Origin of the sequence: Massilia aurea (assembly GCF_040790145.1) — a bacterium.
In the GTDB taxonomy this organism is placed as follows: Bacteria; Pseudomonadota; Gammaproteobacteria; order Burkholderiales; family Burkholderiaceae_D; genus Telluria; species Telluria aurea_C.
Genome location: NZ_JBFMMP010000028.1, coordinates 1 through 23,979 on the forward strand (window position 1 = coordinate 1; position 23,979 = coordinate 23,979).

The following is a 23,979-nucleotide window of genomic DNA, read 5'->3' on the forward strand; positions in this document are numbered from 1 at the left end:
GCTGTACATGTTGCAGGTTTGGTTTTTAAGTCGGCAAACCGAGGTTAACCCTCGTAAACCAATGCCTGCAACCCCTAGTTCCTAAGTCAAGCAAATTATTCCGGACAGCAGTGCGCCTGCGCGGGAATGACGTGCATACTTTTGCGTATGAATATCCCGGACAGCAGTGCGCGCAGGCCGGGAACGACGGTCTGAGGGCGAACAAAGATTGTGAATGTGCCGCAGTGCCGGCTTACTTCCGCTTCGCCAGCGCCCGATCCAGCGCGTTGGCGAAATTGCGGCTGTCGGCCTGGCTGAATGCCGCCGGCCCGCCCGTGTCCACCCCGCTGCCACGCAGCTCTTCCATGAACGCGCGCATCGTCAGTTGCTGCGCGATCGTGTCCTTGGTGTACCAGTCGCCGCGCGGATTGAGCGGCAGGCCACCCTTGTCGAGCACCAGCGCTGCCAGCGGGATGTCGCCGGTCACGACGATGTCGCCAGGCTGGACGCGCTCGACGATCTCGGCATCGGCCACATCGGCCCCGGCCGGCACCTGCAGCGCGCGGATGAAGCGCGAACCCGGTACACGCATCAACTGGTTCGCCACCAGCGTGACGTTCAGTTGCGTGCGTTCGGCCACCCGGAACAGGATGTCCTTGATGACCGCCGGACAGGCATCGGCATCGACCCAGATCTGCATGCTTATTTCAACCGGCAGGTCAGCACCCAATAAAACTCCCAGCGCGCCACCCGGATCTCGCGGCCGGCCACGCCCACGCGTTTGCGCAAAGCACTGTCGGTCGGGTAGTTCTTGACCAGTTCATGCTGCTTGCCGTCAGCGTCGAGCTGGAATTCGTGGGTGTTGCCCAGCAAGTCGGTGCGCACGGTGACGGCGCTCTCGCCTTCCACGTAGTTGTCGTCGAACAGCACCAGCAGCACATCCTTGCCCAGGCGCTTTTTCAGCGTTTGCAGCAGGTCATCCTGCTGCTTGCGGGTCAGGTGCGCCCACAGGCCGCCCAGGAACACGGCCGTGAATTTGTCGTCGCCCGTGCCCAGGTCGTCCGGCAGCGCCAGCGCATCCATCAGGCGGTATTCGACATTGTCCAGGTCTTCGCCGTGCATCTGCGCCAGCTCGAGCATCGCGGCGCTGGCGTCGGTGGCAACGATCGATTCGGCAGTCTCGGCCAGCACTTCGGTCCAGGCGCCGCTGCCGCAACCCAGTTCCAGGATGCGGTGGCCGGTCAGGAGCGTGGAAATCTGCTCGCGCGCCTCGTCCAGGTCTTCCAGCTGCTCGTCGGCCACTTCGGCGGCGGCGTTGTCATAGTGGGCGGCAATGCTGTCGTAGTAGGCGATAACCGGATTCTTGTCCATCGGTGTTTCCATTGAAATGTCGTTGTGCATCAAAGTTCGTAGTTTTCTCCACCGCGCATCGCAGACTCGACCATCTTGCGGTTGAGGGTCGGCGCCAGCAGTTCGATGAAGGTATACACATAGCTGCGCAGGTAGGCGCCCTGCTTGATCGCCACGCGCGAGGTGTTCATGCCGAACAGGTGGCCCACGGGAAGCGCGCGCAGTCCGCGGTCGCGCTCGGCATCGTAGGCCATGCCGGCAATGATGCCGATGCCCATGCCCAGCTCGACATAGGTCTTGATCACGTCGGCGTCGATCGCTTCCAGCAATACGTCTGGTTTCAGGCTGCGCAGGCCGAAGGCGTGGTCGATCTTGCTGCGCCCGGCGAAGGCGGCATCATACGTGATGATCGGGTAGCTGGCGATTTCTTCGAGCGAAATGGCGCGCGACTTGAACAGCGGGTGATCCGGCGGGGCCACCACCACGTGCTCCCACTGGTAGGCCGGCAGCGTGACCAGGCCGTCGATGGTCGTGATGGCCTCGGTGGCGATGGCCAGGTCGGCCTGGTCGCTCTTGACCATGTCGGCGATCTGCTTCGGATTACCCTGCAACAGCGACAGGCGCACCTTGGGGTACTTCAGCATGAAGGCCTGCACCACCTTCGGCAGCATGTAGCGGGCCTGGGTGTGCGTGGTGGCAATCGTGAAGCTGCCGCTGTCGTGGGCTGCGTATTCCTTGCCGATGCGCTTGAGGCTCTCGATCTCTTGCATGATCAGCTCGACCGACTCCAGCACCAGGCGGCCCGGCTCGGTCAGACCCCGGATGCGCTTGCCGTGGCGGGTGAAAATATCCACGCCAAGCTCTTCTTCCAGCTCGATGATCGCCTTCGAGACCCCCGGCTGCGACGTAAACAGCGATTTGGCCGCGTCGGTCAGGTTGTAGTTCTGGCGCACGGCCTCGCGCACGAAGCGCAGCTGATGGAGGTTCATTCTGGAAATATTCTTGTTGGATCTGCGAACAGCATTTTAAGATGCTTATTCGGGTTACGTATATAAGCAAATAAATTATCCGTAGTTTGGAATATAAGCCGACCTACGTATCATCGGAACATTATTTAATGGGCGCGCCGTATCTGCCCTTACTGGAACAAGCCCATGTATCGTTACGACCAGTATGACCATCTCATCGTGCGCGAGCGCATCGCCCAGTACCGCGATCAGGTTGCGCGCCGCCTGAGCGGTGAGTTGCTCGAAGAAGAATTCGTGCCGCTGCGCCTGCAGAACGGCCTGTACATGCAGCGTCACGCCTATATGCTGCGCGTGGCCGTGCCGTACGGCCTGCTCTCGAGCGCCCAGGTACGCATGTTCGGCCACATTGCCCGCACCTACGACCGCGGCTACGGCCACTTCACCACGCGCCAGAACATCCAATATAACTGGATCGAACTCGAACAGACGCCAGACATCCTGGCCGACCTGGCCTCGGTCGAGATGCACGCCATCCAGACCTCAGGCAATTGCATCCGCAATATCACTACCGACGAGTTCGCTGGTGTCGCTGCCGACGAGATCATCGATCCACGTCCATTTGCCGAAATTCTGCGTCAGTGGAGCACGTTCCACCCAGAGTTTGCCGCCCTGCCCCGCAAGTTCAAGGTGGCGATCAATGGCGCCGTGGAAGACCGCGCCGCCATTGCCGTGCACGATATCGGCTTGACCGTGGTCTACAACGAGGCCGGCGAAGTGGGCTTCAAATTCATGGCCGGCGGCGGCATGGGCCGCACGCCGATCCTGGGCAGCGTGATCCGCGAATTCCTGCCGTGGCGGCACCTGCTGACGTACACCGAAGCCGTGATGCGCGTGTACAACCAGAACGGTCGCCGCGACAACAAGTACAAGGCCCGCATCAAGATCCTGCTCAAGGCCATGGGTGTCGAGGAATTCACGCGCCAGGTCGAAGCCGAATGGGCCGATCTGAAGGATGGCCCCGAGACGCTGACGCAGGAAGAGTTCGACCGCGTTGCCAAGTGGTTCCAGCCGCACGGCTATCGCACCCTTGAAAATATGGACGTGGTCGCTTCGCAACCAGACAGTAAACCTTTCGCCAACTGGCTCGATCGCAACGTGAAGCCGCACAAGGTGCCGGGTTACGCCGCCGTGCTGCTGTCGCTGAAGAAAACCGGCGTGCCGCCGGGCGACGCCACCGACGGCCAACTCGATTTCGTCGCCGACCTGGCCGACCGGTTCAGCTTCGGCGAGGTGCGCGTGACCCACGAGCAGAACCTCGTGCTGGCCGACGTCGAACAAAGCCAGTTGTTCGAGCTGTGGCAGTTGCTCAAGTCGCAGGGCCTGGCGACGCCGAATATCGGCTTGCTCACCGACATTATCGCCTGCCCTGGCGGCGACTTTTGCTCGCTGGCGAATGCGAAGTCGCTGCCGATCGCGGCCGCCATTGCCGAACGCTTCGACGACCTCGACTTCCAGCACGATATCGGCGACATCGAACTGAACATCTCGGGCTGCATCAATGCCTGCGGTCACCACCACGTTGGCAATATCGGCATCCTCGGCGTCGATAAAGACGGCAGCGAGTGGTACCAGGTGTCGATTGGCGGCGCGCAGGGCAATACGTCGGCGATCGGCAAGATCATCGGCCCGTCGTTCTCGGCCCCGCAGATGCCCGAAGTCATCGGCCGCCTGCTCGAAACCTATGTCCAATGTCGTATCGAGGGTGAGCGCTTCGTCGACACCGTGGGCCGCCTGGGCATTGCCCCGTTCAAGGAATATGTGTATGCCACGCCGATTCCGGCGGGCGAACCAGCCAAGGAAGATCAGTATGCTTAATGCTCACCCACACATCATCAAGGGTCGCGCAGTCGTCGAGGACGACTGGAGCGTGCTGCGCCTGGACGAAGGACAAGAAGCCGAGACCGTCGAGATCCCGGCCGGCAAGATCATCGTGCCGCTCACCGTCTGGCTGGCCCAGCGCGAGGCTCTGAGCCAGCGCGCCGCGCTCGGCGTGTGGCTCGCGCCGGACGAACGTGCCGAGGCCCTCAAGGCCGATCTGGACCGTTTCGCCGTGATCGCCGTGGACTTCCCGAAGTTCACCGATGGCCGTGGCTACTCGACCGCGTTCAACCTGCGCCGCCGGCTGGGCTGGACGGGCGAACTGCGCGCCATTGGCGACGTGCTGCGCGACCAGCTGTTCCAGATGTACCGCTGCGGCTTCGATGCCTACGCCACGCGCCAGGACCGCAGCATCCACGATGCGCTCAAGGGCTTATCGGTGTTTTCGGAAACCTACCAGGCGTCGGTCGACAACCCGGTGCCGCTGTTCCGCCGCGCTGCTCGCGAAACGTCTGCCGACACGCAAGCCAGCTAGGAGCCAGCCATGAGCGACCTGCACCAACGCGTGGCTGATACCCACGCGATCCTGGAGCGTATTGCCCGCGATTTCACGCCGGCCGTATTCGCATCGAGCCTGGCAGCCGAAGACATGGTGCTGACCGACCTGATCCTGAAGGCGAACTTGCCCATCGCGATCTTCTCGCTCGAGACTGGCCGCCTGCATGCCGAGACGCTGGCCATGATCGACCGTGTGAAAGAAACGTACGACGTCGACATCGCCCTGTACCGCCCCGATCCGCTGGCGGTCGAGCGCTATGTCGCGCAAAACGGCCTGAACGCGTTCTACGAGAGCGTGGACATGCGCAAGGAGTGCTGCCGCATCCGCAAGGTCGAGCCGCTCGGCCGTGCGCTGGCCGGCAAGCGCGCCTGGATCACGGGCCAGCGCCGCGCGCAGTCGGCCACGCGCGCCGAACTGGCGGTGCAAGAGGACGACCTGGGCCACGCCATGCAGAAGTTCAATCCGCTGACCGACTGGAGCGAAGAGAACGTCTGGGAATATTTACATGCGCATCAAGTACCATACAACGCGCTGCACGACCGGGGCTTCCCGTCGATCGGCTGCGAACCGTGCACCCGCGCCGTGCAACCAGGCGAAGATGTCCGCGCCGGCCGCTGGTGGTGGGAAAACCCGGAATCGAAAGAATGCGGGTTGCACGTGGTTGACGGCAAACTTATTCGCATCAAATCCGTGGCCGCTTAAGCGGCGGCCCACACAAGAACAGGCACAGCCATGACATCTGTTACCGAGAATATTTTTAGCGAAGTAAACGCCGCCCACCTGGACGCGCTGGAATCCGAAGCGATCCACATCCTGCGCGAAGTGGCGGCCGAATGCAGCAACCCCGCCCTGCTGTTCTCGGGCGGCAAGGATTCCGTGGTTCTGCTGCGCCTGGCCGAAAAAGCCTTCCGTCCGGGCAGCTTCCCATTCCCGCTCGTGCACATCGACACCGGTCACAATTTCGATGAAGTGATCGCCTTCCGCGACGCCCGCGCCGCCGAACTGGGCGAGCGCCTGATCGTGGGCAGCGTCGAGGAATCGATCCGGCGCGGCACGGTGCGCCTGCGCAACCCCGCCACCGACTCGCGCAACGCGGCCCAGGCCGTCACGCTGCTGGAAACCATTGCCGAGCACGGCTTCGACGCCTGCATCGGCGGCGCGCGCCGCGACGAAGAAAAAGCCCGCGCCAAGGAACGCATCTTTTCGTTCCGCGACGAATTCGGCCAATGGGACCCGAAAGCCCAGCGCCCCGAGCTGTGGGACCTGTATAACACCCGCGTCCATCCGGGCGAGAACATGCGCGTGTTCCCGATCTCCAACTGGACCGAGCTCGACGTGTGGCAATACATCGCCCGCGAAAAGCTGGCGCTGCCGTCGATCTATTTCGCGCACCAGCGCGACGTCATCGAACGCAACGGCCTGCTGGTGCCGCTCACGCCACTGACCCCGGCCCGTGACGGCGAAACGGTCGAGAACCGCACCGTGCGCTTCCGGACCGTGGGCGATATCTCGTGCACCTGCCCGGTGGCTTCCAGCGCCGATTCGCTGGCCGACATCATCGCCGAAACCGCCATCACCGACGTCACCGAACGGGGCGCGACGCGGATGGATGACCAGACTTCCGAAGCCTCGATGGAAAAACGCAAGAAAGCAGGATACTTCTGATGAACGCCATGAATGACCTCAACGCCGACACCAAGGCCAACCGCAGTCTGCTGCGCTTCATCACGGCTGGCTCGGTCGACGATGGCAAGAGCACGCTGATCGGCCGCCTGCTGTTCGACAGCAAGGGCATCTTCGCCGACCAGCTGGCAGCCGTCTCGCGCGCCAAGCACAAGCGCACCGTGGGCGACACGATCGACCTGTCGCTGCTGACCGACGGCCTCGAAGCCGAGCGCGAACAGGGCATCACCATCGACGTGGCCTACCGCTACTTCGCCACGCCCAAGCGCAAGTTCATCATCGCCGACACGCCGGGCCATGAACAGTACACGCGCAATATGGTCACGGGCGCGTCGACCGCCGACGCCGTCATCATCCTGATCGACGTGTCGAAGGTCACGCTGCGCGAAGACGGTGGCGTCGATTTGCTCACGCAGACGAAACGCCATTCGACGATTGCCAAGCTGCTGCAGATCGAGCACGTCGTGGTGGCCGTGAACAAGATGGACCTGATCGATTACGACCAGTCGATCTACGACCGCATCGTCAAGGAATACCTGGCGTTCGCCAGGTCGCTGGGCCTGAAGGACATCACCGCGATCCCGCTGTCGGCCCTCACCGGCGACAACGTGGTCACCGCATCGAGCAACACGCCGTGGTACGCCGGCCCGACGCTGATCGACCTGCTCGAATCGCTGTCGGTCTACGACGAAGCGCACAGCGCCCCATTCCGCTTCCCTGTACAACTGGTGGCGCGCCACAACGGCCATGCGGCCAAGGACTTCCGTGGCTATATGGGCCGCATCGAATCGGGCGCGGTCAAGGTGGGCGACACGCTGGTCGTGCAGCCTTCCGGCCAGAGCGCGACGGTCAAAGAGATCGTCACGTTCGACGGCTCGCTGGATTTTGCGACGGCCGGCCAGTCGGTCACGCTGGTGCTGAACGAATACGTGGACGTCTCGCGCGGCGACATGCTGGCCGGTAGCACGCAGCCGGCCACCCTGCTCAAGCAGGTGACGGCCGACGTGTGCTGGATGGCCGACGAGCCGCTCGACCTGCGCCGCAAGTACTGGCTCAAGCACGGCACGCGCCAGACGGCGGCCAAGTTCGCACGCATCGATACGCTGCTTGACGTGAACACGCAAGAGCGTCACCCGGCCGAGGGCCTCAAGCTCAACGACATCGCCCGCGTGCAGTTGAACGTGCAGCAGCCGCTGGCTGCCGATGCCTACGATGCGATCCGCGCGACCGGCGCCTTCATCCTGATCGACGAAGTCACCCACCAGACTGTCGCCGCAGGTATGATTCGCATCGACGCGTAACAAAACAGGGAACGTATGGCGGCGCTGGGCAAAGTCTATCTGGTGGGAGCGGGCCCCGGCGCGGCCGACCTGATCACGGTGCGCGGCGCACGCCTGCTGGCCGCCGCCGACGTGGTGCTGTACGACGCGCTGGTCACGCCCGAGATGCTGGCGCTGTGCGAGCGGGCCGATAAAATCTCGGTCGGCAAACGGTCGGGCCAGCGCTCGATGGCGCAGACCGTCATCAATGGCCAGTTAGTCGAATGCGCGCACAAGTACGCACTGGTCGTGCGCCTGAAAGGCGGCGATCCGATGCTGTTCGGGCGCGCCGATGAAGAACTGCGAGCACTCGAAGCCGAAGGCATCGAGGTCGAAGTGGTGCCAGGGATTACCACCGCCGTCGCTGCCGCAGCGGCCACCAAGCAGCCGCTCACCAAACGCGGCGTCGCGCGCAGCGTGGCGTTCTTCACGTCGAGCACCGCGCCCGACGAGCCGGACCACCCAGCCTTGCCTGAAACCGACACGCTGGTCCAGTATATGGGCGGGCGCGAAGCGGCTGCTACCGCAGAACGCCTGTTGGCCGAAGGCCGCCGTGCCGATCTACCCGTCGTGGTGGTGGAAAATTGCAGCCGTCTTGACGAACGCATCCTGCGCTTGACGCTGACCGACCTGGCGCGCGGGCTGGAGCCCGGTCATGGCCCGGTGCTGGTCATGATGGGTGAAGCCCTGGCGCTGCGCGAGCACCAGCCGCGCTAAGTCAGCCGAGCGTCACCCCAGCGAATTGACGCAGTAATCCGTCATCGCCTTCTGCACGCCGGGATCTTCCCCGATTGCGCCGGCCACGTTCAGCCGCAAACCCGGATGCGCCGCGCGCACCGTATCGCACAGCGCCGGCAAATCGCGCAGCAAGTGACCACCCTTCCCCAAAAACACCGGCACCACCGTAATGTCGTCGATGCCGCGCGCGCGCATGGTGTCGATGGTGTCGGGCAGGCTCGGCGTCATCAACTCCAGAAACGCCAGTTCCACCGCCGCCGCCGGCACACGCTCGCGCGTTTGATCGCGCAGGCGCTCGAACGGCACGGCCCACGACGCGGCGCGCGCGCCGTGGGCAAACAGGATCAGGCCACGTGTCATCAGTGTCGCTCCACCCACCACAGCGCCCCAAGCGCCATCAGCAGGAATAACAGGCTGGGCGCCAGCGCCGTGAAGAACGCCGGCAGGATGGTCAGCACCCCGAGGTGCGAGAACAACGAGTTGATCAGCAGGAAGCTCACGCCGATCATGATGCCGATGAAGATCTTCAGGCTCACGCCGCCGCTGCGCGTGTGCAGGTAGGCGAACGGCAGCGCCAGCGCCATCAGGACAAAAATCGAAAAAGGATCGATGACTTTTTTCCAGAACGCGACCTTGAAGCGCTCGGTCTCTTGCCGGTTCTCGGCCAGGTGGCGCGTGTAGACGGCCAGTTCGGCGGCCGACATGCGCTCGGGGTCGGAGCGCGACACCGACAGGATCTTCGGCGTGATCTCGGATGCCAGCGTGTAGCTGGCCAGCTTGCGTGTGGCGATCGACGCGGTCTCTTGCCCGTATGTGCTCTGGATGGTCTGCCCGGCCGGCACGGCCGAACCGGGCACCGGCAGCTCGCGGCTGTTGGTGAACATCGTTTCGGTAACATCGGTCAGGCGCCACGTGTTGTTGCCGCCGTAGGTGCCGCGCGCCGCCGTCACGAGCGAACGCATGCGCATATTGTTGTCGAACTCGTAGAGACGCACATCTTCGAGCTGGCCGTCGGCCGCGATGCGGCGCACATTGAAGAAACGCGAGCCGGTAATCGTGCCGCGCACGCCGTTCTCGTGCACGCTGTCCTTGGTCCACATCCCCGAGCGGAACTCGGCCGAAATCGAGCCGCCCTTTGCCGTCAGGCGCATGCGCTCGGCGATGGGCGCGGTGCGCGGCGTGATCAGTTCACCAAACACGAAGGCCACCACCACGAAGACCGCGCCGATTTTAAACAGCATCCAGGCGGCCTGCCGGGTCGACATCGACGAGGCGCGCATGATGGTGAACTCGGAGCTCGAGGCAAACTGCGCCATCGTGTAGATGGTGCCGATCAGCGCGGCCACCGGCATTACCTGGTACACATTGCCCGGCACGAGCAGCAGCACGTACAGGAACGCGTGCTGCATGCCGAAGTCGTTCTTGCCGACCGATGGCAGGATGCTGGTCAGGTCCATGAAGGCGACCAGCGCCAGGAACGCGGCCAGCACGAATGCCACCGCCTGGAAGATGTTGATTGCGAAGTAACGCTGGAGGATTTTCATTCGACGGCTGCCTCTTCACGCTTGTGCAATGGCTGCGGTTTGCGCAGGCGGCGCTTCAAGGCCCCGATCAGCACCAGCGGGTGATACGGGTGGTTCACGTTCAGGCGCCAGGCGAACAGGCCCGCCACGCACAGCAGCGCGAACAGGTGCAGCGGCCACCAGCCCATGGCAAAGGCGAGCTTGCCCTGCTTGACGCTCGCTTCGGACAGCCGCACCAGGTTGTTGTAGGTGAAGAAGATCAACAGCGCCAGAATCATGTTGGCCGACGAACCGGCGCGCGGATTGACGAAGCCGAGCGGAATGGCCAGCAGCATCAGGATCAGGCAGGTAATCGGTGCGGCGATGCGCGCCAGCAGTTCGGCCTGGGTAAAGCGATTCGGCGCGAGCAGCAGCGCCGGCGTGGACAACGCCGCCACCGGGATGTCGGCCCCCAGCATCGGGGCCTGCGTGGCCACGCGCATGCTGTAACGCTCGAACTCCATCGTCTGGAAATTCGCCTGGCCCGGAATACCTTCGTAGCGGCGCCCGTTGCTCAGCACGAGGAACTGGCCGCCCTTGCCGTCTGTTTCGATCACGCCCTGCTTGGCCACTACCACCGAGTGCTCGTTGCCATCGACGCTGTTGACGAACACGTTCTGCACCACGGTCGTGCCTTCGGCGCTGCGCTCGACAAAGAATACGCGGTCATTCGAGCTCGATTCGCGGAACTGGCCCGGCGCGACGCGCTGCAGGTCTTCGCGTTTCTGGAAGCGCTCGACGAATTCGGCGCTCTTCATCTTGGCCCATGGCGTGACGACGAGCGAGAGCGCGGCCACCACGAACACCATCGGCAGGCCGAGCGTGAGCACCGGCCGGATCCACGCCAGCAGCGATTGGCCGGACGCGAACCAGACGACCATTTCGGAATCGCGATAGCTGCGCGTGACGGCGGCGACGACGGCGATGAAGCAGGTGAGGATGAGGATGATCGGCAGCAGCTCGGCGCTACGGAACACGATCAGCGCCAGCACGTCGCTCGACGCGACCTTGCCGCCCGCCGCCCGGCCGAGGATGGCGATCAGGGTCCAGGTAACAAGAATGGAGAACAGCACCGTGAAGGTCGCGCCAGCGGCGCTTGCCAACTCACGTTGCAGGGAACGTCGGAAGATCATTCAATAGAGTCGTTATAATTGCAGATTAGGCAGTCCGCCGCGAACAACACATCGGAGAACCAAATGGACTTTAGCATAAAAGCATTCGACACAAAAAACACCCTGGCAGCGGCGAAAACCGGCTGTGTGGCAGTGGCGGTGTTCGAAAATAAAAAATTGTCGGCTGCAGCGAAAGCACTCGACGTGAATGGCGACATCAGCGCGGCGGTCAAGTCCGGCGACATCAGCGGCAAGCCTGGTTCAACCCTGCTGCTGCGCGGCGTGGCCGGCGTTGCTGCTGCGCGCGTGCTGCTCGTCGGCCTGGGCGCCGACGAAGTCATCTCCCAGAAAAGCTTCACCACGGGGGCAACCGCCGCCCTGAAAATGTTCGCCACGCTGGGTTCCACGGACGCCATTATCGCATTCCCGCTCGAGAGCGTGAAAGAACGCAACGCGAACTGGGCGCTGCAGGCACTGGTGCTGGCCTCGAGCGACACCGAATACCGTACCGATGCCCAGAAAAGCAAAAAAGAACCGGCGCTTGCCGGCGTGCGCAAGGTCGTCATCGCCGCCCCGGACGCCAATGGCGCCAAGGCCGCCCTGGCGCAGGCGGCAGCGATTGCCAACGGCATGAACCTGACGCGCGACCTGGGCAACCTGTCGCCGAACATCTGCACCCCGACCTACCTGGCCCAGACTGCACGCAAGCTGGCCGACGACTTCGGCTTCGACATCGAGGTTTTGGAGCGCAAGCAGCTCGAAGCACTCAAGATGGGCAGCTTCCTGGCAGTGGCGCGCGGCAGCGAAGAGGCGCCGAAGTTCATCGTCCTGCGCCACAACGGCGGCAAGTCGAAGGACGCGCCGGTGGTCCTGGTCGGCAAGGGCATCACGTTCGACTCGGGCGGTATCTCCATCAAGCCGGGTCCGAGCATGGACGAGATGAAATACGATATGTGCGGCGCCGGCTCGGTGCTGGGCACCTTCCGCGCCATTGGCGAGATGGACCTGAAACTCAACGTGATCGGCATCGTCGTCGCCTGCGAGAACATGCCGTCGGGTCGCGCCGCCAAGCCGGGTGACATCGTCACCGCGATGAACGGCACCACCATTGAAATCCTCAACACCGACGCCGAAGGCCGCCTGGTGCTGTGCGATGCGCTGAGCTATGCCGAGCGCTTCAAGCCGGCAGTCGTGGTCGACATCGCCACGCTGACGGGCGCGTGCATCGTGGCTCTGGGCCACCACACGAGCGGCCTGTTCACCCGCGACGACGCCGCGCACGACGCGCTGGCCGACGAGCTGCTGAACGCCGGCAAGCAAGCCGGCGACGTGGCCTGGCGCTTCCCGCTCGGCGAGATCTACAACGACCAGCTCAAGTCGAACTTCGCCGACCTGGCCAATATCGGCACCCCTGGCGCCGCGTCGATCACGGCCGCGTGCTTCCTGGAGAACTTCACCCGCAAGTACACCTGGGCCCACCTGGATATCGCCGGCACCGCCTGGAAGTCGGGCGCCGCCAAGGGCGCGACCGGTCGTCCGGTGCCGCTGCTGACGACGTTCCTGATGAATCGCGTGCAATGAACATTCGGGCAGTCCACGACTGCCCGCCAGTAATTCAGCTTTAAAACCGTCGTTCCCGCTTGCGCGGGAACGACGTTTTTGGGCTATCGGAAAGGGCCGATTCGGTGGCTTGCCAGCCTCAGAACATCCGCGTCGCCACCGGATCGGCCGCCGCCGCCGCCGCGGTTTTTTCAGCCGGCTGCATCAGCACGGTGAGTATGGCCGGATAACCATAACCCGCGCCCGAATACCGGTCGACGTAGTGCCCGATCCCGGCAGTCGTGACCACGTTGCCAACCAGGTTGCCCGTATCGAGCTGCGCCCGCACCGTCTCGGCAGCAGTGGCCACGTCGCGTTTTTTGCAACTGATCGACAGCGGCCCCTTGTTGCGGGTGACCGTCACGCGGCCCGGGGCGACCACGTACCAGCGCCCCGCGTCATTGCTCAGGATGCAACCGACGCCACCGATCTCGCGATAATCGAGCACGGCGCGTACTTCGAGCTGCTGCGTCGGGGAATCGGACATGGTCGCACAGCCGCCCAGGAGGGCAAGCGCGGATAAAACAAGGGGGCGGAAAAAAGGCAACATGGCAACCATCGAGAAGCGAATGCTTCTTTAACGGCAGCGACGCGCAATTACTGAAGGAGGAATTCAGTCCAGCGGCGCAAAGCGAGGCTGGACCGCATCACCAACGGTGACACTGTCGAAGAATGCAGCACGTGGACGCACCCAGATGGCGCCGCCCTCATCCCGGTACACGATGACCGGGGTGTGGTCGGCTTCCAGCAACGCCTCACACACCAGTTCGTAGATGCCGCCCTTGTAGTGGCGGTAACGCATCTGGCGTGGGCCTCAGACCTTTTCGGCCTCGGCCTTCTGCTTTTTCTTCAGACCCTGGATGACCTTGAGCACGCCTTCCATCCCGGCGGTCTCGTCCAGTTCGCTGAAGGCGTCCAGCACTTCGTTCAGCACGCTGTTGCGCACTGCCGCCTCGTCCGGCGCGATGGCTGGCGCAGGGCTGCCGTCCTTGCCGAACTTCGACGGCGACTCGGCCGCGGTCTTGGCGCCATGCGCCAGGGCTGCTTGCCAGATCACCCAACGACGCTGGGTTTCAAAAACGAGGTATTCCTCGGGCTTGTCTTCACGGCGGCGAACGATATGGCCTTCACGCTGAGCCCATGCTTCAAATGCACTGCGCATTTCTGTCCTTTTCAAATCTGCGTTCGGATGATGAACTCCTGAAACGCAATATTTCACAATAATACCACTAGCGCACGTCGATGGACGCCGACAACGGTGTGAGCGCTCGACCAATCCTGCTCCGCGACCCGCCAATGGTACAATGAAAGTTGCACGTACGCAATTTTATTATTACCAAAAAGTAATTCTTGTATGCTGCCGCGCGTCAGTGACGATTACCAGACTCAACTAGTTATAGTCTTGATGCAGCATTCGGGCAATACTATTTGGAAAGCTATTAATCAATAATGTTATCGGTTGTTGCAATTATACCAACCAAGCTTCCATAACTCTACCGTTGTTTCATGCAAGATGCGTAATCAATCCGGTAATTTCGTTAATAATAGCTCGTTGGCAAGCAAATGCCCTGCACAACCGTGAGTTACAAGCAACACAGCCTACTTAACCGTATAAAGATCGATGAAAATTGTTACCTGGAATGTGAATTCCCTGAAAGTGCGCCTTGCACATTTGCTGCAATGGCTTGAGACCAATCCCGTTGATGTGCTCTGCATTCAAGAGACCAAGCTGACCGACGATAAGTTCCCCGTCGCCGAGCTGAACGCTGCCGGCTACCAGGTCGCGTTCTCTGGCCAAAAGACCTATAACGGCGTGGCGATCCTGTCCAGGTTGCCGCTCGAGGATGTGGTGCGCAACAATCCGCACTTCGACGATCCGCAGCAGCGCCTGCTGGCCGCGACGATCGGCGGCGTGCGTTTTATCTGCGCGTATGTGCCGAACGGGCAGGAAGTCGGTTCCGACAAATACGCCTACAAGCTGGCCTGGCTGGAAGCCTTGCAGACATGGGTGGCCGCCGAGATGGCCGCGCATCCGCAGTTCGCGATCCTCGGCGACTACAATATCGCGCCCGAGGCGCGCGACGTGCACGACGTGGCCGAATGGGAAGGCCGGATCCATTTCTCTCTGCCCGAACGCGGCGCGCTGCAGGCATTGATGGCGCTGGGCCTTTCGGACGCGTTCCGCCTGTTCGAGCAGCCCGACAAACAATACAGCTGGTGGGACTATCGCCAGATGGCGTTTCGCCGCAACCGCGGGCTGCGCATCGATCACATCCTGCTGTCCAAGGCCCTGGCCGAGCGCTGCACTGCGTGCCACATCGACCGCGAGACGCGCAAATGGGAGCAGCCGTCGGACCATGCGCCCGTGGTCGCCACATTGGCCGCGCTGACCGGCTAACCCGCCAGCAGCCTGCCCACCTGCGCAGCCGGCAACGGCCGCGCAAACAGATAGCCCTGCGCGAACTGGCACCCGAACGAACGCAGCAGGGCGTACTGCCCTTCCGTCTCGACGCCTTCGGCCACCACCGACAGTTGCAGGCTGTTCGCCAGCGCCATCACCGCCGCCACGATGGCGCGATCCTCGGCGCTCACTTCCAGCTCGCGCACGAAGGCGCGGTCGATCTTGATCTTGCGGACCGGGAAGCGCTTCAGGTAGGCCAGGCTGGAGTAACCGGTGCCGAAGTCGTCGATCGACAAGCACATCCCCATCGCGTTCATCTGGCGCAGCGTCTCGAGCGTCTGGCCGCCATGCTGCATCAGGGCCGTCTCGGTGATCTCGAATTCGACCAGGCCCGCGTCGATCCCGGTCTCGTGCACGATGCCGCGGATCGAGTCGACCAGACCGTGATGCGTGAACTGGCGCGCCGACAGGTTGATCGCAAGCGGCACCACGTCCAGCCCTTCGCTCTTCCACAACTGGTTCTGCACGCACGCGGTGCGAATCACCCACTCGCCCACCGCCATGATCATGCCGCTCTCTTCGAGAATCGGAATGAATTCGTCCGGCCCCACCGGTTCGCCGCCGGCGCGGCGCCAGCGCAGCAGCACCTCGAGCGCGCGCACGCGGCGCGTGACGGTGCACATGATCGGCTGGTAGTGCAACTCGAATTCACCGCGCGCCAGCGCGCCGCGCAGACTTGATTCAAGGTCGAAGTGGCGCGCCGCGGCCTGGTTCATGCGCTCGGTGAAAAACTGGTAATTATTGCGCCCGGCCGCCTTGGCCTGGTACATCGCAGCATCGGCGTGGCGCATCAGGGTGTCGACGTCGCCGCCGTCCTGCGGATACAGGCAGATGCCGATCGATGGCGAGATGTGCAGGCTGCGGCCCTCGATCGCGCAGGGCGAAGCCAGCGCTTCGATGATCCCGTCGCCGATGATCGCGGCAGCGCCGGCGTCGTCGACCCCGGGCAGCAGCACGACGAATTCGTCACCACCGAGGCGCGCCACCAGGTCGCCCGGACGCACCGCCCGCACCAGCCGGCGCGCGACTTCGCGCAGCAGCTGGTCGCCGACCAGATGGCCCAGCGAATCGTTGATCGTCTTGAAGCGGTCGAGGTCGAGGAACATCAGCGCCAGGCCGGCGCCCTTGTGCGCCTCGTCGCCGCTGGCCACGCTGCGCATGGCGGCGTCAAGCCGGTCGGACAGCATGGCGCGGTTGGGCAGGCCGGTGAGGCTGTCGTGATAGGCCATGTGGTGCACGCGCGCCTCGGCCTGGCGCCGCTCGTTGATTTCTTCTTGCAGCAGCGCGTTGGCGCCGGCCAGTTCGGCGGTGCGCTCGGCCACGCGCACCTCGAGTTCGTCGCGCGCGCGGCGCACCGTGTCGGCCGCTTCGCGCTGGGCCGTGACGTCGTCCACCAGCCAGACGCTGCGACCGCGCGTATGGGCCGCGTCGAACAGCCGGCCCGACAGGCGCGCCCAGAACCGCGTGCCGTCGCGCCGCACCAGTTCGTGCTCGGCCATGTGGGCCAGGCCTTGCGCGAACTGGGTCTCGGACAGTTCGCGCGCCACCATCCAGCCGGCCTGGTCGGGGTACAGCGCGCGCACCGGATTGCCATCCATGCCGCCCGGCGGCGCGCCGAACAGCTCTTCCATCTTGCGGTTGCAGTGCAGCGTACGGCCCTTCTCGACGACGGCGATGCCCAGCACCGCGTTGTTGAGGATCGCCCGGTTTTCCAGCAGCGCTTCGCGCAGCGACTGCTCGTCGCCCTTTTCGCGGGTGCGGTCCTCGAGCATCCAGATCGTGCCTTTGTCGGGGTCGAGCGGATTGACCTGGTAGCCGATCATCTGGACCCAGGCCGGCGCCCCGTCCTTGCGCACCAGGATCCGCTCGGTGCGGAACGGCTGGCCATTGCCCAACTGGGGGTAGGCGTCGGCGCCCAGCGCGCGGTAGGCATCTTCGTCCGGGTACAGCACGCGCGTGGAGACGCCGATCGGCTCTTCTTCGGTGTAGCCGAACATCGTGCAAAAAGCGGGATTGGCGCGCCGGATCACGCGGTTGCGGGTGAACATGACGCCGATCGACGCGTTGGTCATGATCGCCTGCATTTCGCTGGCCGCCTGGCGCGCCTGGGTCACGTCCTCGACGATCCAGATCGTGCCGGCGCCGCGGTTGCCGGGTTCGACGGCGCAGCCGCGCAGGCGCGCCCAGAAGGTCGAGCCGTCGCGGCGGCGAAACTGCTGCTCGCTCTTTTCAAACATCTCGCCGCGCGCCAGCACGGTGAAGGCCTCGCCGATCAGCGCCTGGTAGGCCTCGGGAGAGATGCATACGGCCTGCGGCGAGAGTGCATCGACTTCATCCTGCGCATAGCCGAACATCTCGCCCAGGCGCGGGTTGAACGAACGGATCTGGTCGGGCTGCGTTACCGCGATGCCGACCGGCGCGTGTTCGAAAATGGCGCGCTGCTCGCGCACCGTACGGCGCAAGCCGGCCAGGCTCGGCTTGAGCATACCGGCATCCGGGACATCGGGAACTTGCGGGGTCGTGAATCCGTCCATCGTTGAGGCAAGCAGGCTGTAAGTTGTGATTGTCCGCCGAGTTGCAATCTAGCAACCACCGAAGGGCAATCATAACCCGAAAAAGGCGGGTAACTCCAGCACGCGCGAGCAGAATGCAACACTAGGCCGGCACCCGCACCCAGCCTTCCATCAGCACGCGTGCGCTGCGGCTCATGCCGGCCTTGGCAACGCGCCACTGGCCATCGCCCAGGACCGCCTCGGCGCTCACCCGCAGCGTGCCGGACGGATGGCCGAACCGCACCGCCGAGCGCTCGCCCCCACCGGCGGCCAGATTCACCAGTGTGCCGGGGATGGCCGCCGCCGTACCGATGGCCACGGCCGCCGTGCCCATCATCGCGTGGTGCAGCTTGCCCATCGAAAGCGCCCGCACGAGCAGGTCGATCTCGCCCGCCGCTACCTGGCGCCCGCTCGATGCCATATACCCGGCCGCTTTGGCCACGAATGCTACTTTCGGCGTGTGCTGGCGCTTGCCTGCCTCGTCGATGCTGGCGATGAGGCCCATGCGTAGCGCGCCATGGGCACGGATGGTCTCGAACACGGCCAGCGAGCGCGGATCGCCATTGATCGCGTCTTGCAGCTCGGTGCCGTCGTAGCCGAGCGCGCCGGCGTCGATGAAGATGGTCGGGATGCCGGCGTTGATCAGGGTTGCGCGCAGCACGCCTACGCCCGGCACATCGAGTTCATCGACCAGGTTCCCGGTCGGGAACATGGCGCCGCCACCGCCCTCTTCCTCGGCTGCCGGATCGATAAACTCGAGCTGCACCTCGGCCGCCGGGAATGTGACGCCATCGAGCTCGAAACCGCCCGTTTCCTGCACTTGGCCACCGGCAATCGGCACATGGGCGATGATCGTCTTGCCGATATTGGCTTGCCAGATGCGCACCACGGCCACGCCATCGTGCGGCACGCGCACCGGGTCGACCAGGCCGCCGGCAATTGCGAACGGGCCGACCGCCGCCGACAGGTTGCCGCAGTTGCCGCTCCAGTCGACGAACGGCTTGTCGATCGCCACCTGGCCGAACAGGTAGTCGACGTCGTGCCCGGCGCGCGCGGATGGGGCGACGATGACGGCCTTGCTGGTGCTGGACGTGGCGCCGCCCATGCCGTCGATCTGCTTGCCGTAGGGGTCGGGGCTGCCGATCACGCGCAGCAGCAGCGCGTCGCGTGCCTCGCCGGCCACGCGGGCTTCTTCGGGCAGGTCATCGAGCTTGAAGAACACGCCCTTGCTGGTGCCGCCGCGCATATAGGTCGCGGCGATTTTTCGTTGCGGCAGACAGGTGACTGGTTCCATCATGCTGCCTTCACGGTCGATTCGAGGAAGTCCTGCGCGAAGCGCTGCAGCACGCCGCCGGCTTCGTAGATCGCCACTTCTTCGGCCGTATCGAGCCGGCACGTCACCGCCACGTCAACCCGTTCGCCGCTCGCGCGGTTGATGGTCAAGGTGAGCTCGGCGCGCGGCGTGCGCGCGCCGGTCACGTCGAACGTTTCGGTGCCGTCGATGCCGAGCGTCAGGCGCGTGTCGCCCGGCTTGAATTCAAGGGGCAGCACGCCCATGCCCACCAGGTTGGTGCGGTGGATGCGCTCGAAGCCTTCGGCGGCAATCGCTTCCACGCCCGCCAGGCGCACGCCCTTGGCCGCCCAGTCGCGCGACGAGCCTTGCCCGTAGTCGGCGCCGGCGATGATGATCAACGGCTGCTTGCGCGCCATATAGTGCTCGATCGCCTCCCACATGCGGGTCACCTCGCCCGACGGCTCGATGCGTGCGAGCGAGCCTGCCAGCACCTTGCCCGCGCTGTCCTTCACCATCTCGTTCCTGAGCGTGGGATTGGCGAACGTGGCGCGCTGCGCCGTCAAATGGTCGCCCCGGTGCGTGGCGTACGAATTGAAGTCTTCTTCGGGCAGGCCCATTTTGGCCAGGTATTCGCCGGCGGCCGAATCGGGCAGGATCGCGTTCGATGGCGACAGGTGGTCGGTGGTGATGTTGTCGCCCAGGACCGCGAGTGGCCGCATCCCGGCCAGCGGCCGGCTGCCGGCCAGCGCGCCTTCCCAGTACGGCGGCCGGCGAATATAGGTGCTTTGCGCGCGCCAGTCGTATAGCGGGCTGACCGCGCCGCCAGCGTCGGCCACGCGCGCGAACATCGGCGTGTAGACCTTGCGAAACTGCTCCGGCTTGACGCTGGCCTCGACCACCGCGTCGATCTCTTCGTCCGATGGCCACAGGTCGGCCAGGCGGATGGGGCGGCCGGCGGCGTCGAGTCCCAGCACGTCCTTCTCGATATCGAAGCGGATGGTGCCGGCAATCGCGTACGCCACCACCAGCGGGGGCGACGCCAGAAACGCCTGTTTCGCATACGGGTGGATGCGCCCGTCGAAATTGCGGTTGCCCGACAGGACCGCCGTGGCATACAGGTCGCGTTCGATGATCTCTTGCTGGATCGCCGGATCGAGCGCGCCGCTCATGCCGTTGCAGGTAGTGCAGGCAAAGGCGACGACACCGAAGCCGAGCGCATCCAGTTCAACGCTCAGGCCCGCTTCGTCGAGGTACAGCGCGACCGCCTTCGAGCCCGGCGCCAGCGAGCTTTTCACCCACGGCTTGCGCGTCAGGCCCGCGCGGTTGGCGTTGCGCGCCAGCAGACCGGCCGCGATCATATTGCGCGGGTTGTTGGTGTTGGTGCAGCTGGTGATCGCGGCGATGATGACGGCGCCATCGGGCATGCGACCCGGCTCGTTTTCTACCACGCCCGAGATGCCGCGCGCGGCCAGTTCGGATGTCGGTACGCGCTTGTGCGGGTTCGACGGCCCGGCGATATTGCGCACGACGCTGGCCAGGTCGAACGACAGCGTGCGCTCGTAGACAGCCGACTGCAATGTGTCGGCCCACAGGCCGGCGTGCTTCGCATACGTCTCGACCAGGTGCACGGTCGCGTCTTCGCGGCCGGTCAGGCGCAGGTACTTGATGGTTTGCTCGTCGATGCAGAACATCGCGGCGGTGGCGCCGAATTCGGGGGCCATGTTCGCGATCGTGGCGCGGTCACCGAGCGTGAGCGCGGCCGCGCCGGCGCCGAAGAATTCGAGGTACGTCGAGACCACCTTCGCATTGCGCAGGAACTCGGTCAGCGCCAGCACCACGTCGGTGGCGGTGATGCCTGGCTGCGGCTTGCCGGTGAGTTCGACGCCGACGATGTCGGGCAGGCGCATCCACGAGGCGCGGCCCAGCATCACGCTTTCGGCTTCGAGTCCGCCCACACCGATGGCGAGCACGCCGAGCGCATCGACCATTGGCGTGTGCGAATCGGTGCCCACCAGCGTGTCGGGGTAGGCCACGCCGCGCTCGACCTGGATCACCGGCGACATGCGCTCGAGATTGATCTGGTGCAGGATGCCGTTCCCGGGCGGGATCACGTCGACATTTTTAAAGGCCTTTTTCGTCCAGTCGATGAAGTGGAAGCGGTCTTCGTTGCGGCGGTCCTCGATGGCGCGGTTCTTGGTGAACGCATCCGGGTCGAACCCGCCGCATTCGACGGCCAGCGAATGGTCGACCACGAGCTGCGTGGGCACGACGGGGTTGACGAGCGCCGGGTCGCCGCCTTGCAGGGCGATGGCGTCGCGCAGGCCGGCCAGGTCGACCAGCGCGGTCTGGCCGAGGATGTCGTGGCAGACCACGCGCGCCGGGAACCAGGGGAAGTCGAGGTCGCGCTTGCGCTCGATGAGCTGCTTGAGCGATTCATGCAAGGACGCGGGCGAGCAGCGGCGCACGAGGTTTTCGGCCAGGATGCGCGAGGTGTAGGGCAGCGTGGCGTAGGCGCCGGGGGCGATGGCGTCGACGGCGGCGCGGGTGTCGAAGTAATCGAGGTCGGTGCCGGGGAGCGGTGTGCGGTAGTCAGTATTCATGGCGGCATGCGATCAATGAGTTAACCGTGAAACCGTCGTTCCCGCGAAGGCGGGAACCCAAGTTTGCGTGCACAGCCATAATCATCGCTCGTGGCCTGCTGAATAACTTGGGTTCCCGCCTTCGCGGGAACGACGTGCTTGGGGTAGTGGTGCAAGGGGGGCTGAACGGGATGCGCTTACTTGCGGTCTGCCAGCGGCACGAACTGCAGATCTTCCGGCCCCACGTAATTGGCGCTCGGGCGGATGATCTTGTTGTCGATGCGCTGCTCGATCACGTGCGCCGACCAGCCGGACGTGCGCGCGATCACGAACAGCGGCGTGAACATCGCGGTGGGTACGCCCATCATGTGATACGACACGGCCGAGAACCAGTCCAGGTTCGGGAACATCTTTTTCACGTCCCACATCACCGTCTCGAGCCGCTCGGCGATGTCGAACATCTTCATCGACCCGCCCTCTTCCGACAGCGTGCGCGCCACTTCCTTGATGACCTTGTTGCGCGGGTCCGAGATCGTGTATACCGGATGGCCGAAGCCGATCACGACTTCCTTGTTGGCCACGCGGTTGCGGATATCGGCTTCGGCTTCGTCCGGGTTTTCGTAGCGCTTCTGGATGTCGTGCGCCACTTCGTTGGCGCCGCCATGCTTCGGCCCGCGCAGCGCGCCGATCGCGCCGGTAATCGCCGAGTGCATGTCCGAGCCGGTGCCGGCGATCACACGGGCGGTGAACGTCGAGGCATTGAATTCGTGTTCGGCGTACAGGATCAGCGACGTGTGCATCGCGCGCACCCACGATTCCTTCGGCGCGAAGCCGTGCAGCAGGTGCAGGAAGTGCCCGCCGATGGAATCGTCGTCGGTCTCGACGGCGATCCGCTTGCCGTTGTGGCTGAAGTGGTACCAGTACAGCAGCATCGAGCCGAACGACGCCATCAGGCGGTCGGCGATGTCGCGCGCGCCGCTGATGTGGTGCTCGTCTTTCTCGGGCAGCGTGCAGCCCAGCACCGACACGCCAGTGCGCATCACGTCCATCGGATGGGCGCCGGCCGGCAAGGCCTCCAGTGCACTCTTCACCGCCTGCGGCAAGCCGCGCAGCGAGCGCAGCTTGGCTTTGTAGCCACGCAGCTCGCCGTCGTTGGGCAGCTTGCCGTGCACCAGCAGGTAGGCGATTTCCTCGAATTCGCTGCTGGTGGCGATGTCGAGGATGTCGTAGCCGCGGTAGTGCAAGTCATTACCCGATTTGCCCACCGAGCACAGCGCCGTATTGCCGGCGGCGACGCCGGACAGGGCGACCGATTTCTTGGGCTTGAAGGTCGGGGTTTCCAGGTGTTGTACGCTCATGATCGGGTCTCCTTACTTGACTTTGTTCTGGGCAAACAGCGCATCGAGCTTCTGCTCGTAGCTGTGATAATCGATGCGGTCATACAGTTCGGCGCGCGTCTGCATCGTGTCCAGCACGTTCTGCTGCGTGCCGTCGCGGCGGATCGCGTTGTACACATTCTCGGCCGCCTTGTTCATCGCGCGAAATGCCGACAGCGGATACAGCACCAGGCCCACGCCGGCGCCGGCCAGTTCATCGACGGTAAACAGCGGCGTGGCGCCGAACTCGGTGATATTGGCCAGCACCGGCACCTTGACCGCGGCGGCGAATTGCCTGTACATGTCGAGCGTGGTCATTGCCTCGGGGAAGATCATGTCGGCGCCTGCTTCGACGCACGCCACGGCGCGCTCGATTGCCGCGTCCAGGCCTTCGACGGCCAGCGCATCGGTACGCGCCATGATCGCGAAATCATCATCCAGGCGCGCGTCGGCGGCGGCCTTGATGCGGTCGACCATTTCGTCCTTGCTGACGATTTCCTTGCCGGGCCGGTGGCCACAGCGCTTGGCGCCGACCTGGTCCTCGATGTGGCAGGCGGCCGCGCCGGCCTTGGACAGCGAGCGCACGGTGCGCGCGACATTGAAGGCCGACGCGCCGAAGCCGGTATCGACGTCGACCAGCAGTGGCAGGTCGCACACGTCGGTGATGCGGCGCACGTCGACCAGCACGTCGTCAAGGTTCGAGATGCCCAAATCCGGCAAGCCGAGCGAGCCGGCCGCAACCCCGCCGCCGGACAGGTAGATGGCCTTGAAGCCGGCGCGCTTGGCCAGCAGTGCGTGGTTGGCGTTGATCGCACCCACCACTTGCAGGGGGGATTCGTCCAGGATCGCCTGGCGGAAGGCGGTGCCTGCGGAGAAATTGCTCATGCTGGTCCTTTGTCATTGCGGTGAAGAGGTTACAGACCCTTTTGCAAGCAGCGTGCCAGCCCGATTGCCGCATACCGCTACCGCA

Annotated in this window: 22 protein-coding genes; 8 read left to right on the top strand and 14 right to left on the bottom strand. The window is 64.2% G+C overall.

Annotated features, from left to right (window positions below):
- Positions 1-232: 232 nt before the first annotated feature.
- From AB2N08_RS22170 to AB2N08_RS22180, 3 genes are read right to left on the bottom strand one after another with little or no spacing between them, the layout of a single operon-like run.
- Positions 233-679: a YaiI/YqxD family protein gene (locus AB2N08_RS22170; RefSeq protein WP_367613071.1), complete on the bottom strand. Its 447-nt coding sequence runs from the start codon at positions 677-679 to the stop codon at positions 233-235.
- Positions 680-681: 2 nt separating this feature from the next.
- On the bottom strand, positions 682-1,362 hold the full coding sequence (locus tag AB2N08_RS22175; protein WP_367613072.1) for a class I SAM-dependent methyltransferase: 681 nt from the start codon (positions 1,360-1,362) through the stop codon (positions 682-684).
- Between the two features lie 17 nt (positions 1,363-1,379).
- Positions 1,380-2,318: a CysB family HTH-type transcriptional regulator gene (locus AB2N08_RS22180; RefSeq protein ID WP_367613073.1), complete on the bottom strand. Its 939-nt coding sequence runs from the start codon at positions 2,316-2,318 to the stop codon at positions 1,380-1,382.
- 165 nt (positions 2,319-2,483) lie between these two features.
- Between AB2N08_RS22180 and AB2N08_RS22185 the strand changes: the two genes are divergently transcribed.
- From AB2N08_RS22185 to cobA, 6 genes are read left to right on the top strand one after another with little or no spacing between them, the layout of a single operon-like run.
- Positions 2,484-4,172 (top strand): nitrite/sulfite reductase, encoded by a 1,689-nt coding sequence (locus tag AB2N08_RS22185; RefSeq protein ID WP_367613074.1) that lies wholly within the window; start codon positions 2,484-2,486, stop codon positions 4,170-4,172.
- Positions 4,165-4,710, top strand: coding sequence for a DUF934 domain-containing protein (locus AB2N08_RS22190; protein WP_367613075.1), 546 nt, complete (start codon positions 4,165-4,167; stop codon positions 4,708-4,710). Before AB2N08_RS22185 ends, AB2N08_RS22190 begins: the two co-directional genes overlap by 8 nt.
- A 9-nt stretch (positions 4,711-4,719) precedes the next feature.
- Positions 4,720-5,436 (top strand): phosphoadenylyl-sulfate reductase, encoded by a 717-nt coding sequence (locus AB2N08_RS22195; protein ID WP_367613076.1) that lies wholly within the window; start codon positions 4,720-4,722, stop codon positions 5,434-5,436.
- Positions 5,437-5,466: 30 nt separating this feature from the next.
- A complete protein-coding gene (gene cysD / locus AB2N08_RS22200) occupies positions 5,467-6,399 on the top strand; it encodes a sulfate adenylyltransferase subunit CysD (RefSeq protein WP_367613077.1) in 933 nt (310 codons plus the stop codon).
- Positions 6,399-7,718, top strand: a complete 1,320-nt coding sequence (locus AB2N08_RS22205) for a sulfate adenylyltransferase subunit 1 (RefSeq protein ID WP_367613078.1) — start codon at positions 6,399-6,401, stop codon at positions 7,716-7,718. Before cysD ends, AB2N08_RS22205 begins: the two co-directional genes overlap by 1 nt.
- A gap of 15 nt (positions 7,719-7,733) precedes the next feature.
- Entirely contained in the window at positions 7,734-8,453 is a 720-nt protein-coding gene (gene cobA, locus AB2N08_RS22210) for a uroporphyrinogen-III C-methyltransferase (protein WP_367613079.1), read from the top strand.
- Between the two features lie 12 nt (positions 8,454-8,465).
- Here cobA and AB2N08_RS22215 read toward each other — a convergent pair whose 3' ends face one another.
- From AB2N08_RS22215 to lptF, 3 genes are read right to left on the bottom strand one after another with little or no spacing between them, the layout of a single operon-like run.
- Positions 8,466-8,834, bottom strand: coding sequence for a sirohydrochlorin chelatase (locus AB2N08_RS22215; protein ID WP_367613080.1), 369 nt, complete (start codon positions 8,832-8,834; stop codon positions 8,466-8,468).
- Complete coding sequence (gene lptG, locus AB2N08_RS22220) at positions 8,834-10,018, bottom strand: LPS export ABC transporter permease LptG (RefSeq protein WP_367613081.1); 1,185 nt, start codon at positions 10,016-10,018, stop codon at positions 8,834-8,836. Before lptG ends, AB2N08_RS22215 begins: the two co-directional genes overlap by 1 nt.
- Entirely contained in the window at positions 10,015-11,169 is a 1,155-nt protein-coding gene (gene lptF / locus AB2N08_RS22225) for an LPS export ABC transporter permease LptF (RefSeq protein WP_367613082.1), read from the bottom strand. Before lptF ends, lptG begins: the two co-directional genes overlap by 4 nt.
- Positions 11,170-11,232: 63 nt before the next feature.
- Between lptF and AB2N08_RS22230 the strand changes: the two genes are divergently transcribed.
- Positions 11,233-12,729, top strand: a complete 1,497-nt coding sequence (locus AB2N08_RS22230; RefSeq protein WP_367613083.1) for a leucyl aminopeptidase — start codon at positions 11,233-11,235, stop codon at positions 12,727-12,729.
- Between the two features lie 118 nt (positions 12,730-12,847).
- Here AB2N08_RS22230 and AB2N08_RS22235 read toward each other — a convergent pair whose 3' ends face one another.
- The 3 genes from AB2N08_RS22235 to AB2N08_RS22245 all read right to left on the bottom strand — a co-directional run bounded on the left by AB2N08_RS22235 (position 12,848) and on the right by AB2N08_RS22245 (position 13,909).
- Positions 12,848-13,234 carry a hypothetical protein gene (locus tag AB2N08_RS22235; RefSeq protein WP_367613084.1) on the bottom strand — a complete coding sequence of 129 codons (387 nt, stop codon included), beginning with the start codon at positions 13,232-13,234 and terminating at the stop codon, positions 12,848-12,850.
- A 126-nt stretch (positions 13,235-13,360) separates the two neighbouring features.
- Positions 13,361-13,549 carry a DUF1653 domain-containing protein gene (locus AB2N08_RS22240; protein ID WP_367613085.1) on the bottom strand — a complete coding sequence of 63 codons (189 nt, stop codon included), beginning with the start codon at positions 13,547-13,549 and terminating at the stop codon, positions 13,361-13,363.
- A 12-nt stretch (positions 13,550-13,561) separates the two neighbouring features.
- Entirely contained in the window at positions 13,562-13,909 is a 348-nt protein-coding gene (locus AB2N08_RS22245; protein WP_367613086.1) for a hypothetical protein, read from the bottom strand.
- A 459-nt stretch (positions 13,910-14,368) separates the two neighbouring features.
- Here AB2N08_RS22245 and xth point away from each other — a divergent pair, with 459 nt between their 5' ends.
- Positions 14,369-15,145 (top strand): exodeoxyribonuclease III, encoded by a 777-nt coding sequence (gene xth / locus AB2N08_RS22250; protein WP_367613087.1) that lies wholly within the window; start codon positions 14,369-14,371, stop codon positions 15,143-15,145.
- Here the strand turns inward: xth and AB2N08_RS22255 are convergent.
- The 5 genes from AB2N08_RS22255 to prpB all read right to left on the bottom strand — a co-directional run bounded on the left by AB2N08_RS22255 (position 15,142) and on the right by prpB (position 23,894).
- The gene (locus AB2N08_RS22255; protein ID WP_367613088.1) at positions 15,142-17,742 is read right to left on the bottom strand and encodes a bifunctional diguanylate cyclase/phosphodiesterase; all 2,601 of its coding nucleotides are present in this window, start codon (positions 17,740-17,742) and stop codon (positions 15,142-15,144) included. The genes xth and AB2N08_RS22255 overlap by 4 nt on opposite strands.
- A 121-nt stretch (positions 17,743-17,863) precedes the next feature.
- A complete protein-coding gene (prpF, locus tag AB2N08_RS22260) occupies positions 17,864-19,057 on the bottom strand; it encodes a 2-methylaconitate cis-trans isomerase PrpF (RefSeq protein WP_367613089.1) in 1,194 nt (397 codons plus the stop codon).
- Positions 19,054-21,654, bottom strand: coding sequence for a Fe/S-dependent 2-methylisocitrate dehydratase AcnD (gene acnD / locus AB2N08_RS22265; RefSeq protein ID WP_367613090.1), 2,601 nt, complete (start codon positions 21,652-21,654; stop codon positions 19,054-19,056). Before acnD ends, prpF begins: the two co-directional genes overlap by 4 nt.
- A 176-nt stretch (positions 21,655-21,830) precedes the next feature.
- Entirely contained in the window at positions 21,831-22,991 is a 1,161-nt protein-coding gene (prpC, locus tag AB2N08_RS22270; protein WP_367613091.1) for a bifunctional 2-methylcitrate synthase/citrate synthase, read from the bottom strand.
- 12 nt (positions 22,992-23,003) lie between these two features.
- The gene (prpB, locus tag AB2N08_RS22275) at positions 23,004-23,894 is read right to left on the bottom strand and encodes a methylisocitrate lyase (protein WP_367613092.1); all 891 of its coding nucleotides are present in this window, start codon (positions 23,892-23,894) and stop codon (positions 23,004-23,006) included.
- Between the last annotated feature and the right edge of the window lie 85 nt (positions 23,895-23,979).